This is a genomic window from Cohnella sp. GCM10020058 (assembly GCF_042683485.1).
GTDB lineage: Bacteria > Bacillota > Bacilli > Paenibacillales > Paenibacillaceae > Cohnella.
The window spans coordinates 259645-275341 of the sequence record NZ_JBHUJV010000001.1; the positions used below are offsets into that span (position 1 = coordinate 259645).

10 protein-coding genes are annotated in these 15697 nt (G+C 62.6%); all 10 read left to right on the forward strand.

Annotated elements, in window-relative coordinates:
- Position 1 precedes the first annotated feature (1 nt).
- The 10 genes from ACFSR7_RS01115 (at position 2) to ACFSR7_RS01160 (ending at position 15676) form a co-directional block, all read left to right on the forward strand.
- On the forward strand, positions 2-3526 hold the full coding sequence (locus ACFSR7_RS01115) for a glycoside hydrolase family 31 protein (protein ID WP_378158523.1): 3525 nt from the start codon (positions 2-4) through the stop codon (positions 3524-3526).
- On the forward strand, positions 3523-4803 hold the full coding sequence (locus ACFSR7_RS01120; protein ID WP_378158524.1) for a DegT/DnrJ/EryC1/StrS family aminotransferase: 1281 nt from the start codon (positions 3523-3525) through the stop codon (positions 4801-4803). The genes ACFSR7_RS01115 and ACFSR7_RS01120 overlap by 4 nt, the downstream gene beginning before the upstream one ends.
- Positions 4804-4883: 80 nt before the next feature.
- A complete protein-coding gene (locus ACFSR7_RS01125) occupies positions 4884-5942 on the forward strand; it encodes an aldo/keto reductase (RefSeq protein WP_378158525.1) in 1059 nt (352 codons plus the stop codon).
- Positions 5936-6805 (forward strand): sugar phosphate isomerase/epimerase family protein, encoded by an 870-nt coding sequence (locus ACFSR7_RS01130; protein ID WP_378158526.1) that lies wholly within the window; start codon positions 5936-5938, stop codon positions 6803-6805. Before ACFSR7_RS01125 ends, ACFSR7_RS01130 begins: the two co-directional genes overlap by 7 nt.
- Before the next feature lie 14 nt (positions 6806-6819).
- The gene (locus ACFSR7_RS01135; RefSeq protein WP_378158527.1) at positions 6820-8577 is read left to right on the forward strand and encodes a glycoside hydrolase family 13 protein; all 1758 of its coding nucleotides are present in this window, start codon (positions 6820-6822) and stop codon (positions 8575-8577) included.
- A complete protein-coding gene (locus tag ACFSR7_RS01140; RefSeq protein ID WP_378158528.1) occupies positions 8574-9365 on the forward strand; it encodes an ABC transporter permease in 792 nt (263 codons plus the stop codon). Before ACFSR7_RS01135 ends, ACFSR7_RS01140 begins: the two co-directional genes overlap by 4 nt.
- 2 nt (positions 9366-9367) lie before the next feature.
- Positions 9368-10183: an ABC transporter permease gene (locus tag ACFSR7_RS01145; protein WP_378158529.1), complete on the forward strand. Its 816-nt coding sequence runs from the start codon at positions 9368-9370 to the stop codon at positions 10181-10183.
- Positions 10184-10188: 5 nt separating this feature from the next.
- Positions 10189-11193 (forward strand): ABC transporter ATP-binding protein, encoded by a 1005-nt coding sequence (locus ACFSR7_RS01150; protein ID WP_378158530.1) that lies wholly within the window; start codon positions 10189-10191, stop codon positions 11191-11193.
- Between the two features lie 5 nt (positions 11194-11198).
- On the forward strand, positions 11199-12284 hold the full coding sequence (locus ACFSR7_RS01155; RefSeq protein WP_378158531.1) for a peptidyl-prolyl cis-trans isomerase: 1086 nt from the start codon (positions 11199-11201) through the stop codon (positions 12282-12284).
- Positions 12285-12409: 125 nt separating this feature from the next.
- Positions 12410-15676: a TIM-barrel domain-containing protein gene (locus ACFSR7_RS01160; protein ID WP_378158532.1), complete on the forward strand. Its 3267-nt coding sequence runs from the start codon at positions 12410-12412 to the stop codon at positions 15674-15676.
- Positions 15677-15697: the final 21 nt, after the last annotated feature.

Genomic DNA, 15697 nt, shown 5'->3' on the forward strand with positions numbered 1-15697 from the left:
GATGAACGAGACGATGGTCGGTCTTGGCGGACAAGCCTTCGCCTGCTATGCCCGGCTGCTGGAGGGCCGGATCGCCGAAGCGAAGCGCTGGGTGCGCGAGCTGTCCGGCGATATCGGCGGCGGGGTGAACGAGACGGTCGATCTGGCGTTGTGGCTCTGGTGCGCCGGCGCGTGCCGCGCCGCGGAGGGGCGGGCAGACGAAGGCGCGTATCCGCCCGCTGCGGTGCGGCTTTGCATCGATCGCATCCGGGACGGATGGGACAAGGCGGGCAGGCATTGGCTGTTCCGATCGCAGGTCGGCATCTTCACGGCGAATATCGCCATCATGTATGGCGCGATCGATGCCATCCGGCCTTATGCGGAGGATGCGGATCTGGAGCCGCTGATGGCCGAGATGCGGATGTACGCTTTCATTTACGCGCTGCGGGAAGGAGAGTATGTCGGTCTCAAAGGCGATCCGGCCATGATCGGCGACATGGGGGACATCTCGCTTGTCGCGGTACCGTTCGGGCTGGTCCGAATGGACGACCTTTATCTGGAGCGGACGATCCACACGCTGGAGAAAAGGTTGTCGGGCAGGGGCGTCTCTTTCTCGAGAAGGCGTTATCCGGACGAAGACCGGGAGCGGGCGGATCTGACGCTGCTGCTCGCCTGGTATTACGCGGAAGCCGGGTACGAGACGTATGCGCGGCGGATGCTGCAGAGCGGGGAGACGCTGCGGGATAACGAGACGGAGCGGTCCGGTCTGACGGACGCCCTGCTGGGCATCGTAAAGCGCCGGCTAAACGGCCCTTCGTCAGGCAAGCGCGGTACGGTCGTCTTCCACAAGCCGGTCGGCGAAAACGATCCGTACAGCACCCGGAATTACGAGCGCGATCCCCGGCATCCCGAGGCGGGCGAGCAAGTGTGGATTCGGGCGCATACAATTCCGTTTCACGCGGACCAGCAGGTCCACGTGGTCTGTCATGCCGAGGGCAAGGCGACGGCGGATTACCGCATGACACTCGCGGTTTCGCCGGACGGCGAACGCTATTGGGAGGCTTGCATCGGTTCATTCCAGGATGGAAGGAGGGTCAATTACGAATTTGAAGTGCGGTTCGATAACGAGATCGCGCGTTCCGAGAGCTACGGCTTCGACGTGCTGAGCTGGCATCGGCTGCGCGTGACGGGCGTCCGGGAAGAAGCGGACGACCTGCTTGTCCTGTTCGGCCGCGTCGGCAGCCTTCGCGGCATCCCGTGCCTGCGCGTTAAGCGTCACGGCGCGCGGTCGGTCCGCTTGTCGTTCGCGCTGGAAGAAGAGGCGATCGCAAAAGAGACGGCAGCCTATCCGATCGATTCGGATGAGGATGCGAAGGAAGCGGCAGCGAGAGACTTCGCCATGACGGAAGCCGGGCCGCTAGATGCGTTGGCGCATCGCCTAGGAAGCCTGACCCCTCTGTTCGGTGGCGCCGCGGGCGGCGAATTCGCCGACATCGCGCTGCTCGCCGGCGGAGACGGCCGTGCGCGCAAGCTGCGGATCGGACTGGCGAAGGAAGCGGACGAAGCGTTCTTCGGCACAGGCGAACGCTTCTCTCATCTGGAGCTCGGCGGACGCGAGGTCGACTGCATTGTCTACAACAAATACAAAAACCACGGGCTTAAAACGTACCTGCCCGTCCCGATGTTCGTCAGCTCCGCCGGCTACGGCTTCTATGCCGATACGACCGCGGCGGTCAAGCTGAGATTCGGTTCCCGCGCGCCGGAGCGGACGGAGGCCGAGATCGCATGGCCCGAAGGCGCCGAGGAGCTGTCGATCTACCTGTTCGATGGCGGACCGGAGGAGACGCTGCGCGAATACGCCGGCTTGACCGGCATGCCGGTGCTGCCGCCCAAGTGGTGCTTCGGGCTGTGGATCTCGAGCAACAGCTGGGACAGCGAGCGGGACGTCCGCGAGCAGCTCGCGCTGGCGGAGGCGCACGGCGTGCCGGTCGGGGCGATGATCCTCGAGCAGTGGAGCGACGAGGCGACGTTCTATATTTTCAACGGCGCGAAGTACGAGGTGAAGTCTGGCGAGGAGGCGTTCCGCTACGAGGACTTCGCATTCGACCCTGACGGCAAGTGGCCCGATCCGAGGCGGATGGTACGCGAGCTGCACGAAGCCGGCGTCCGCGTGCTGCTCTGGCAGGCGCCCTATCAGATGTACTTCGGCAGCGTGAGCAGCGCGCAGCGGGATGCCGACGAGCAGACGATGCTCGATCGGGAATACCACGTCCGCTACCGGGACGGGCGCGCGTACCGAAGTCACTTTTACTGGTTTGGGCACAGCCTGCTGCCGGACTTCACGAACCCCGAGGCACGGGACTGGTGGATGGAGAAGCGCGAATATCTCGTGTCCGAGATCGGCATCGACGGCTACAAGACGGACGGGGGCGAATGCATTCTCGACGAGGGGCTGCTGTTCGCGAACGGCAAGACCGAGGAGGAGATGCGCAACGCGTACCCCAACGCCTTCGCCGAAGCGTACTACCGTTCGGTCGCGGGTCGGCCGGGCGGCGGCGTCACGTTCAGCCGTGCGGGCTGCCAGGGGGCGCAGCGGCTGCCGGTTCACTGGGCGGGCGACGATCTGTCGACCTTCCCGGCGTTCCGGGACGCCTTGCGCGCCGGCCTAAGCGCGGGGCTCTCCGGCATCCCCTTCTGGGGCTGGGACCTGGGCAACTTCAGCGGGGAGATCCCGGATGCGGAGCTCTATATTCGTTCCGCGCAGATGTCCGTCTTCTGTCCGGTCGTGCAGCTTCACTCGGAATCGATGGAGAAAAAAACGTACGACCGCACGCCCTGGAACGTCGCCGAGCGCACCGGGTCGAAGCTTGCGCTGCGCCTGTTCAAGCGGTACATGGACTTGCGCATGAACCTGGTGCCCTACTGCTACGAGCAGGCGGTGGCGAGCGTCGCGACCGGGCTGCCGATGATGCGCGCGATGTTCCTGAGCCACCCGGAAGATCCGGCGTGCGTGCGGCTGTGGGACCAGTATATGTTCGGCGATTCGCTGCTCGTCGCGCCGGTGCTCGAGGCGGGGGCGGCGAGCAAGCGCTTGTATTTGCCGAAGGGGGAATGGATGGATTTCTTTACCGGGGAGGTCGTAGCGGGCGGCGCGACGCTGGAGCGAGACGCGTCGATCGGGCAGATTCCCGTCTTCCAACGGTCGAACGCCGTCGTCCCGCTTCATCTGGCGGACGGCGGGCGTCTGTTCGGTCCGGTCGGGAACGCGATGAACGGTTATCGCCGGCTTGTCTTCTGGGTTCACCTGACCGACAGGCTGAGCTATCGCTTCGTGGACGACCTGGGCAACGCCGTTAGTCTGGAGGCCGCTTTGGAAGGGGACAGGCTGTCGATCCGGGCGGAGGGCGACTACGGCGCGGGCATCGTCGTCGTCCTGAACCGCATTCCCGGTATCGGATCCGGCGATGCCGTCGTAACCGGAAGCGTGCCGGTCGAGCTCTTGTTCAACGACGGAACCATAATCGAAAACGAGGAGGATGCAGGATGAGGAAGCTGGCGATTCACGGAGGCGCGGCGGTCGGCGCGCTGAACGTACCCGCATGGCCGATATTCGGCGAGCGCGAGCTGGAGCTGGTGACGGATGTGGTGAGCAGCGGCAACTGGGGGTTCCTCGGTCCGAAAGAGCAGGAATTCGAAGCTTTGTTCGCCCGCTTCTGCGGCGCGGGCTACGGCGTGGCGGTGGCCAACGGAACCGTCTCGCTGAAGCTGGCCCTGGAAGCTCTGGGGATCGGACCCGGGGACGAGGTCATCGTTCCCGGCATGACTTGGCAGGCGACCGCGACGGCCGTGCTCGACGTCAATGCCGTGCCGGTGCTGGTCGACGCCGAGCCCGATACTTATACGATCGACCCGCGCGCGATCGAGGCGGCGATCACGACGCGGACGCGGGCGATCATCCCGGTCCATCTGTACGGGCGCATCGCCGATATGGACGCGATCATGCGCCTGGCCGACCGCTATCGACTGCATGTCGTCGAGGACTGCGCGCACCAGCACGGCTCCGAGTGGAAGGGAAGGCCGGTCGGCTCCATCGGCAGCGTCGGCTCGTTCAGCTTTCAATCCTCCAAGATCATCAACGCCGGCGAGGGCGGCTTTCTGACGACGAACAGCGGCAAGCTCTCCGATCTGATGCAATCGCTCAAAATGTGCGGACGCGACGCGCGGGCGGGCGCCCCGGTCATGCACAGCGGCAATTACCGCATGACGGAGTTTCAGGCGGCGATTCTGATCGCACAGCTGGGCCGGCTGGAGGCACAGAACGCGGAGCGCGACCGCAACGCCATTGAGCTGGAGCGCGCCCTCTCGGAGCTGCCGGGCCTGCGGCCGTTGTACCGCAGCCCGAATATCACCAAGCAATCCTACTATTGTCTTACGATCAGGTACGACCGCGAAGCGTGGGACGGCATTCCGAAGGACGCGTTCATGGCGGCGCTGGTCGCGGAGCTGGAGGGGACATTGAATTGCTCCAACGTTTACGAGCCGCTGAACGCCAGCCCGTTCTACAATCCGCGCAACAAAAATACGCACAAGCTGTCCGACGCTTATTGGCGGGCCATCGATCCGTCTCGCTTCGAGCTGCCGGTCAGCGAGCGTGCGTTCGCGGAGGAGGCGATCAACTTCTCGCACACGATGCTGCTGCTCGGCGCGGCCGACCGCAGAAAGATCGCGGACGCCGCCGGCAAAATATTCGAGCACAGGCACGAGCTGCGCGAAGCTGCGCAGTCGCGCTATTCGACAAGCGAGCGGCTGAGCGAGGTTGTATAACATCCGGCGGCCGGCGAGTCTTGCAAGCGGGGCATGCGCGCCTGCAGCCTCGCCGGCCGAATCAAAGGGGGATCTGAGCGATGAGATACGGAACGATTGCGGGCGTGGACAAGCCGCTGTCCCGTCTGGTCGTCGGCGCGCGGGGCTTCGCGGACGAGGGCGCCTGCTTCGCGCACTTCGACGCTTGCTTGGAAGCGGGATACACGGTATGGGATACGGCCCGGTCTTACTATGACGGCGAGACCGACCGCCTGATCGGCCGCTGGATGCGGACGCGCGGCAATCGGGAACGGATCGTCGTGCTGGCCAAGGGCTGCATGGACGGGCCCGGCGGCAAGCAGGTGACGCCTGGCGATTTGGAGACGGATCTGCGGGCTTCGCTGCACGATCTGGACACCGGAAGCGTCGACCTGTTCCTGCTCCATCGGGACGATCCGGAGGGCGAGGTCGGCCCGATCGTCGAGGCGCTGCACGGCTACTGGGAGGCGGGGACAATCCGGGCGTACGGCGCCTCGAACTGGTCGCACGCGCGCATCGGGGAGGCGAACGCATATGCGGAGCGCCACGGTCTTCGACCGTTCGTCTTGTCCGGTCCGCAGCTGTCGCTGCTCGAGCGGAAGGCCACGGACGTTCACTGGTGGCGCGATTGTCCCGGCATCGGCGGAGATGCCGGGCAGCCTGCCAGGACGTGGTATCGAAGCAACGGCATCGCCGTCGTCGGTTATTCCGTGCTCGGCGTCGGTTTTCTTGACGGCAGCCTGACGCCGGCGTTGCTGCCTGCCCGGCTGGCCGCGGGCGAGCTTCCGGCATGGAGCGTCGATGCCTGGGTCAACGACGCGAACGCCGGCCGCCTGGGCCGCGCATTCGAGATGGCCGAGCGCAAGGGGCTGACCGTGCCTCAGGTCGCGCTCCGCTACGTGACGAGTCTGGCGGCGAACGGCCTGCTGGATGCCTATGCGATCGCGGCGAGCGGCCGCGCGGACCGGATGGCCGACAACGCCGTAGCGGCGGACGAGGATTTTACGGCGGAAGAGATCGCTTGGCTGGAACGCGGAGACGCGCCGCCCGAGCGCGAGCCGGCAAGCGGTCCACAGCGGGAAAACCAACCAATTCACAATGAGGAGCGATCGGCATGTTGAGACTGGGCATTAGCGCGCGCTGCCTGGAACGCGGGCAGTCGGCGCAAGAATTCGCGCGGCAGACGGCGGAGATGGGCTTTTCGTGCATTCAGCTGTCGCTGCCGGAGACGCTTACCGCCATCGATACCGGCTACGGCAAATTAAGCGCCGGCATGGCAAGGCATATCGGGGACGCCTTCCGCGAACGGGGCGTCCAGATTGCGTCGATCGAATGCTACATCAATCCGGTGCATCCCGATCCCGAAGCGCGAAGGCGGCAGCTGGAGCTGTTCAAGGAGCGCATCCGCTACGCCCGCGACTTTGGCTGCGGCATGGTGAGCACGGAGACCGGCTCGCTGAACGCCGATTTTTCCTGGCACCCGGACAACCACGGCGAGGCGGCCTACGAGCTGTGCGTGAACGGCTTGCGCGAGCTGGTCCGCGAAGCCGAATCGTTCGGCGTCAAGCTTGGCATTGAAGGCGTCACCTCCTTCGTCGCGAACAGTCCGGACAAGCTCGCCCGCATGATCGCCGATATCGGCTCGCGCCATCTGCATATCGTCTTCGATCCCGCGAACCTGCTGTCGGCGGACAACATCGACAGCCAGGCCGCCATGATTCGGCGCTCCTTCGAGCTGTTCGGCGACCGGATCGAGCTCGTGCACGCCAAGGACTTCGTGCTCGACGAGGGCCTCAAACGGGCGGTGCCCCCGGGAACGGGCGCGGTCGACTATGACCTGCTGTTCGGGCTGCTGAAAGAGAGTAAGCCTTGTATGAACGTCGTGCTGGATCATTCGGGCCTGCCGATCGAGCCCGAGGATATGGAACGTCTGCGCAACCGTTATGCCGATGCCGGCTCTCCCGCGCAGTTAATCGAACGCTAGAGGGGGCAAGCGCGATGGGAACCGCGAACTGGTGGAAGGAAGCCGTCGTTTATCAGATCTACCCGGCCAGCTTCCGGGATTCGGACGGAGACGGCATCGGCGACCTGAACGGGATTACGCAGAAACTCGATTATATTCGCAGTCTTGGCGTCGACGTCATTTGGCTTTGCCCGGTCTACCGTTCCCCGGGCGAAGACAGCGGCTACGATATTTCCGACTACCGCGACGTTATGCCGACGTTCGGCACGATGGCGGATCTCGAGCGGCTACTGCAGGAGGCGCACGGCCGCGGCATTCGTATCATCATGGATCTCGTCGTCAACCATACGTCGGATGAGCACCCGTGGTTCGTGGAATCGCGCTCTTCCAAGACGAATCCGAAGCGCGATTACTACATCTGGCGGGAAGGGCGCGACGGCAGGGAGCCGAACAACTGGCGCTCCTACTTCTCCTCGTCCGCTTGGTCCTGCGACGAAGCGACAGGCGAATATTATTTGCACTTGTTTTCGAAAAAGCAGCCTGATCTGAACTGGAAAAATCCCGCGCTCAGGGAAGAAATCTACGAGATGATGCGCTTTTGGCTGGATAAAGGTTTCGACGGTTTTCGGATGGACACGATCAACCTGATTTTGAAGGCGGAGGGCTTTCCGGATTCGGACAAGCCGCCGGCGACGGACGAAGGCTACGTGTTCGACGAGAGCCTGTACGCGAACCAGCCGGGCGTGCACGAGCTGCTGAGGGAAATGAACGAGCGAGTGCTGAGCCGCTACGACTTGATGACGGTCGGCGAGACGCTGAACGTAACGCCGGAGACCGCGGCCGACTACGTTCGCGACGAGCGGCGCGAGCTCCATATGATCTGCAACTTCGAGCTGATGAGCGTCGATTCGGGACCGATATGGAAATGGGACGTGGTGCCGTGGCGGCTGCGCGACATCAAGCGGATCGTCGTCGCCTGGCAGACCGGGCTGCACGGCATCGGCTGGAACAGCCTGTACCTCAACAATCACGACCAGCCGCGGATGGTGTCCCGCTTCGGCGACGACGGCCGCTACCGCGTCCGGTCCGCCAAGATGCTGGCGACGCTGCTGCATACGCTGCAGGGCACGCCGTTCATCTATCAGGGCGAAGAGCTCGGCATGACCAACGTCCGTTTCGAATCGATCGGCGACTACCGCGACGTCGAGACGTTGAATTTCTACCGCGAAGCGACAGAGCAAGGGGGCATGGATCCCCGTCAGGCGATGGAGGCGATCTACCGGAAGGGGCGGGACAACGTCCGGACGCCGATGCAGTGGAGCGCCGGCGCGCAGGCCGGGTTTACGGAAGGCGTCCCCTGGATCGGGCTTAATCCGAACTATAAGGAGATTAACGCGGAGCGCGCGCTCGAAGATCCGGATTCAGTGCTGGCTTATTACCGGCGTCTGATCGCGCTGCGCAAGGCGCATCCGGTCATCGTCTACGGCGAATTCGAGCCTGTCGCCGAGGAAGACGAGTCGGTCTTCGCTTATACGCGGCGGCTCGGGGATGACAGGCTGCTCGTCGTGCTTAATTTCTTCGGAGAGCCGGCGACCCTCGACTTGCCGCCCGGACGGCTCGCGCCTCATGCGGAGCTGCTGCTCGCTAACCTGGGCGACCAGGAGGAGCGGGCGTATGCGGAGACGGCGGCTGCTGGCCCGGTTTCCGGCGAGGGGCATGACGGCGGGGACGAACCGGCAAGGCTTGCGCTTCTGCCTTACGAGGCACGCGTCTACAGGTGGAGCGAGCGTTGAGTCCGTATTTGTACGCGGCCAAAATGAAGCTGCTCGTCTCGCTGGCCTATCGCTTCGAGGTATTCGCCGCGCTCGGCACGAACGTGATCGTCCTGCTCGCCAACCTGTATCTGTGGAAGACGGCTTACCGCGGCATCGGCAGCGTGGCGGGCGTGACGGAGGACGCAATGATCGCCTACGCGATGATGTCGGTATTACTGACGGCGTTTTTTCCGAAAACCGTGGAGGAGAAGCTGCAGGAGCGCATCGGGCAGGGCGATATCGCCGTCGACTTTTTTCGTCCCGTTCGGTTCGTGCTTCTCTACTTTTTCGAGGATGTCGGCACGGCGCTCGGCGCCGTCGCTACGCAGCTCGTGCCGCTGCTGCTGGTCATGACCTTGTTTTTGCAAAATCCGCTGCCCGCCAGCCTGTCCGCGTTTTTGCTGTTTCTCGTGAGCGCCTGTCTTAGCTTCGTACTGCTCTGGCTCATCAGTCTGATGCTCGGCCTGCTCTGCTTCTGGGTGCTGCAGCTCGGCAATCTGGGCACGATCAAAGACGGTGTGCTGCTGCTGCTGTCCGGGCGCTTCATTCCGCTATGGCTGTTTCCTGAGGAGGCGCGAAGCGTGCTGGTTTTCCTGCCTTTCTCTTATATCTATCAAACGCCGCTGGGCATTTATATCGGGCAGCTTGCCCCCGGACGGATCGCCTTCGAGCTGCTCGTCCAGGCAGGCTGGATCGCCGCGCTATCGCTCGCGGCCGCCGCGATGTGGAGCAGGGCCCGCAAGCGCGTGCTTGTACAGGGGGGATAGCCATGCCGGACAAGCTGCGATATTACGCTTCTGTCGGATTGTTTTACTTGAAGCTGTCGGTGCAAAAGCAGCTGGAGTACCCGATGTACTACATCAGCTGCTTCGTTATGATCCCTTTAATGTACGGCACGGGCATTTTGCTGCTTCGCTTCATCGTATCCAACTTTCAGTCGCTCAGCGGCTGGACGTTCGCGGAGCTTGCCTTTCTGTACGGCCTCGGCCAGCTGAGCCACGGCATTACGATGGTATTCTCCGTGCAGAACCTGTGGCTGGAGACGTACGTGCTGCGCGGAGAGTTCGACCGGATGCTGCTGCGTCCGCTCGGCGTGTTCTACCAGTTTACGGTCAAATACATCAATATCATCGGCCTGATGGACGTCGCGGTCGGCGTCGTCATTCTGATCTACGGCAGCCGGCTGGCGCACTTCGAATGGACTGCCGGCCATACGCTCCGGATCGGCCTCGTCGTAGCGGGCGCGGCATTGATACGCTCATCCATTTTTACGATTTTCTGCTCGGTGGCGTTCTGGACCAAGCGGAGCCAGTCGATGTTCATGCTGCTCAACGACTTCATGGAGCGATCGACGCTTTATCCGCTGTCGATTTATCCGTACGCGCTGCAAGCCGTTCTGACGGCGGCGCTGCCGATCGCCTTCATCAGCTTCTATCCGGCTTGCGCCATGCTGGACAAAGCCTGCCGGGCGCCGGGCCTGCCGGACATCTCGCTGTGGACTCCGATCGTCGGCGCGGCCCTGTTCATCCTTGCACGCCTCGTTTTCAGCCGGGGATTGCGAAACTACGAAAGCGCGGGAGCGTGAAGGCCATGAGTCAATTGGAAGTGCGGGATCTGGTCAAGGCGTTCAAGCTGGTGCGCAAAAAGAAAGGCCTGAGCGGCTCCCTAGCCGGCCTCTTCGCTCCCCGCAAGACGGTCGTGCGGGCCGTCGACGGCATCAGCTTCCGCATCGAGGCGGGAGAGATCGTCGGCTTTCTCGGTCCGAACGGGGCGGGCAAGAGCACGACCGTGAAGATGATGACGGGCATCCTGCATCCGACTTCGGGGTCGATCCTGATCGACGGGCTGTCGCCGCAGCGCAGCCGCAAGGAGGTCGTGCGGCGCCTCGGCGTCGTGTTCGGCCAGCGGACGCAGCTCTATTGGGACCTCAGATTGGGCGAATCCTACGAGCTGCTGCGCCGGATCTATCGGATCGAGGCGCGTATGTACAAGGCGAATCTCGAGCTGATGCACGACGTGCTCGGCATCGGGGATCTGCTGGACATCCCGGTCCGCCAGCTGTCGCTCGGCCAGCGCATGCGGGGGGATATCGCGGCGGCGATGCTTCATTCTCCGTCCGTCCTGTTTCTTGACGAACCGACGATCGGCCTGGATATCGAGGCCAAGCACGCGATCCGCCGCTATATCGCCGGCATCAACAAGGAGCGAGGCACCACGGTCATCCTGACGACGCACGATCTGGACGACGTCGAGCAGCTGTGCGGGAGGCTTGTCGTCATCAACCACGGCAAGCTTGTCGAGGACGGACCGTTGAACGCGATCCTCTCGCGGCTCGCGCCGTACCGGATGCTGGATGTGGAGCTTGAGCGGCCCGTGTCCGGGCTGTACCATGTGCGTGCGGAAACCGTGAAGGCGGAAGGGCAGCGGGTATGGCTCCGGTTCGAAAAGGACGGCATCAGTGCATCGCGGCTGATCGCCGAGCTGGCTGAGCGGTATCCGATCCGCGATATCTCGGTGAAGGAGCCGAGCATCGAAGACATGATTTACGAGATTTACAAGGGCAGGAAGCCGAATCTCGCCGCGCAGGAAGGTTAGCAGCCGTGCGAAAGCGGCATTCGCAAGGGGAGAAGGACAAAACGGCGATCCAACATTCCATATCGGACGGGGGCGACGAAGCGATGAAAAAATGGCTGACGGCCGGCGGCCTTGCGGTATTGATCGCGGCAGTTCTGTTCGCCGTATACGCATACGCCGGCGGGAACGGCGCGAAGCCGGAAGCGGATGCCGCGAAGGCGGACGATAACGGAACGGCGAGCATCGTAGCAACGGTGGGCAAAACGAACATTACGAAGGACGAGCTGTACGAGGCGATGCTCGGGCAAGTGGGCGCGCAGACGCTGCAGGAGATGGTCATCAGGCGACTCGCGGACGAGCAGGCGGCGGCAAAGGGGCTGAGCGTCGGCGACGAGGAGCTGAAGGCCGGTATGGACAAAATGCGCGGTTCGTTCGCGTCGGAGGCGGATTTTCAAAGCTATCTGAGCTCCGTCGGACTCGACGAAGCGGGCTTTGCGGCGCAGATCGAGATGCAGCTGCAGCTCGGCAAGCTGTTCGCGTCGGAGCTTGAAGTGACGGACGAGCAGGTCACGCAGTTTTACGAGCTGAACGAGGCGTCGTTCCATCATCCCGCACAGGTCCGCTTGTCGCACATCCTGGTGAAGACCGAGGCGCAGGCGAAGGAGCTGTACGGCGAACTGGACAAAGGCGCCGACTTCGCCAAGCTGGCCGCCGAGTTCTCGGCTGACGTCGCGACGCGGGAAGCGGGCGGGGACCTGGGCTATCTGTCGGCGGGACAGACCGCGCCCGAGCTCGAGCAAGCGGCCGGGCAACTGAAGACAGGCGCCTACGGCAAGCCGATCAAGACCGCGTACGGCTATCATTTGCTGAAGGTGACGGATCGCAAACCGGCATCGACGGAGACCGCCGAGCAGGCCAAAGAAAGGATTGTGGAGCTGATCCGCCAGCAGCGTCTGAACGAGCTCGTCCCGCAGTGGCTGGCGGGCTTCACCGCGAGCGGGGAGGTGACGGTGCGCATTCCGAATCCGAATCCGAATCCGAATCCCGGCGCGGATACAGAAGGCGCTGCAAGCATGGACGACGCGGAAGCGAAGGCAACCGGTACGCCCTGAAGCGTGCATCCAGCGCGTCCGGAGAGGGGGGATGCGTCATGTAACGGACAGCGGCAAGTCGAGGGGCGGGTAAGCGGACGGCTTGCGAAATGCGAAATTCATTTTGAGAAAGGGGTATTGACGTGATGAAAACAAGATGGCATTCCCGTCTGGCATCGGCGCTGTTGCTCGGATTGGTGGTACTGCTGGCGGTTCCCGCGAGCGCCTTCGCCATCTCCGGCGTCTATCATGCGCCCTACGGCACGGACGATCTGTACGACGTCCAACTGACCGAGCGCTATCCGCGGGATCCGGTCGCGGGCGACACGGTCTATCTCAAACTGACCACCTGGCCGATCGAGAGCGGACAGGCGACCTGGATTACCTGGACGAAAAACGGCGCGACGCAGTCCGTCATTAACGGCACCTGGCAGTACAACAGCGGCAGCAACAGCTACTGGCAGATCAATATGGGCACCTTCGCCAAGGGCGACGTCGTCACGTATACGATCCACGCGAACAAGGACGGGGCGAACGAGAAGACGATCGGTCCGTTCACGTTCACGGTGACGGGCTGGGAATCCGTCGCCAGCGTGAGCGGCTATACGGACGGCGGCAACAAGGTGACGCTGAGCGCAACGCCGAATACGGGGACGCTATCGCCGAAGATCGGCATCTCCTTCCAGGCGGCCGACGTGTTCCGCGTGCAGCTGTCTCCCAAAGGGACGGGCACGCTCGCGACGGGACTCAGCAATTATACGTTTGCCGACAATACGACCTACTATCTGATCAGTACGAGCGCGCTCAAAATACGGATCGATAAAAATCCGTACAAGCTCAGCGTGTACAAGCCGGACGGCACGACGCTGATCGCGCGCGAATACGACAATTCGGTCAACAAGAACATGGCATGGCTGACCGACGGCACGAGCATCATCGACAAGGTGCAGGATAATCTGTATTCGCCGACGAGCGAGCAGTTCTACGGCTTCGGCGAGCACTACAACAACTTCCAGAAGCGCGGCTACGACGTGGACACCTACGTCTACAACCAGTACAAAAACCAGAACGACCGAACGTACATGGCGATCCCCTTTTTCATCAACACGAACGGCTACGGCATCTATGTCAATTCGACGTATTATTCGAAATTCAAAATGGCGACCGAGCGCACGGATATGTACAACTTCACGGTCAATACCGGCGGAGGCGCGAATTCGCTGCTGGACTACTACTTTATTTACGGCAGCGATCTGAAGGACGTCGTCTCCAACTACACGGACATCACCTACAAGCCGGCGATGCTGCCCAAGTGGGCGTTCGGCCTGTGGATGTCCGCGAACGAGTGGGACAGGCAGTCGGAGGTGACCGCCGCGCTCAGCAGCGCGAGCACGAACAATATTCCGGCCTCGGCCGTCGTGCTGGAGCAGTGGAGCGACGAGAACACGTTTTATATTTTTAACGACGCGACCTATACGCCGAAGACCGGCAGCGCGGCGTTCTCTTACAGCGACTTCACTTTCGGCACGAAGTGGCCGAACCCGGCCCAGATGGCGACCGACATTCACAATGCCGGCATGAAGCTGGTGCTCTGGCAGGTGCCGATCCAGAAGTATACGAGCTCCGCGTACACGCAGAAGGATAACGACGAGTCGTATATGATCTCGCAGGGCTATGCGGTAGGCGACGGCAGCGGCGGCCAGTATCGACTGCCCGCGGGCTCGTGGTTCGAAAACAGCTTGCTGCTCGACTTTACGAACACGGCGGCGAAAAACTGGTGGATGTCCAAGCGCGCCTACCTGTTCGACGGCATCGGCATCGACGGCTTCAAGACGGACGGCGGCGAGATGGTGTGGGGACGGTCGCTGACGTTCAGCAACGGCAAGAAGGGCGACGAGATGCGCAATCAGTACCCGAACGACTACGTCGGGGCGTATAACGCGTATGCGCTGTCCAAAAACGCGAATTCCGTCTCGTTCAGCCGTTCGGGCACGAGCGGGGCGCAAAAGAACCAGATCTTCTGGGCGGGCGACCAGGAATCGACGTTCGGCGCGTACCAGCAGGCGGTGCTCGCGGGACTTTCGTCCAATATTTCCGGCGTGCCGTTCACCAGCTGGGATCTGGCCGGCTTCACAGGTGACTCGTTCCCGACGGCGGAGCTGTACAAGCGCTCCATCGCCATGGCCGCGTTCTCGCCGGTCATGCAATTCCACTCGGAAAAAGCGTCGCCTTCGCCGAGCGAAGAGCGCTCGCCATGGAACGCGGCGTCCCGCACGGGCGACTCGACCGTGCTGACGACTTCGCAGAAGTTCATCAACGCGCGTTATAACATCATTCCTTATTTGTACAGCGAAGGCAAAAAATCGAGCGACACCGGCGTGCCGTTGATGCGCGCGATGGTGCTCGACTATCCAAGCGACACGAATACGTACGGCCTGACCGCGCAGTACATGCTCGGGGACAATCTGCTCGTCGCGCCGGTCGTGAACCAGGGCGAGACGAACAAGAGCGTCTATCTGCCGGCCGGCGAATGGGTCGACTTCTGGTGGGGCGCGATGCGTCCGGGCTCGCAGACGATCGGCTACTATGCGTCGGTGGACGATCTGCCGGTATTCGCCAAGGCGGGCGCAATCCTGCCGATGAATCTGAATAGTACGTACACGGTCGGCGGCACGATCGGCAATGATCTGACCAACTACACGAACCTGACGTTCCGCATCTTCCCGCAGGGGACGACGTCGTACAGCTGGTACGACGGATCGGCGACGAAGACGATCACGTCGACCGAAAATTACGGTTCTGATCAAGTGACCGTATCCGTGCCGGCACTGACGACGACGAGCACGCTGCAGGTGCTGACGAAGAAGCCTTCCTCGGTGACGAAGGACGGTTCGGCGCTGACGCAGCAAACGACGCTGAGCGGCCTGACCTCGGCTTCGCAGGGCTGGTACTACGACACGGCGGCGAAGCTCGTTTACGTCAAAATCTCGTCCGGCGCCTCCGCCCGTTCGGTCGTGCTGAGCGGCGTCGACAAGAACGAATACGAAGCCGAGTTCGCCACGCTTTTCGCCGTGTCCACGAACACGGACCATACGGGCTATCTGGGCACGGGCTTCGTAGACGGCTTCGCGACCTCCGGCGACTTTGTCGAGGTCAAGGTGTACGCGCCGACGGCCGGCACCTATTCGATTGACGTCCGGTACAGCGCCGGCGGCGGCGCGGCGTCGAGAGCGATCTACAAGAACGGCACGAAGGTGACCGATCTGTCCCTGCCGGCGACGGCGAACTGGGATACGTGGAATACCGCGACGACGACGACGTCCCTGAATGCGGGACTAAACACGATTCGCGTGCAGTACGACGCAGGCAATGCATCGGGCATCAACCTGGACAACGTAGCGATTCGCTGGTAAACGCACTTATTTTAAAAAAGA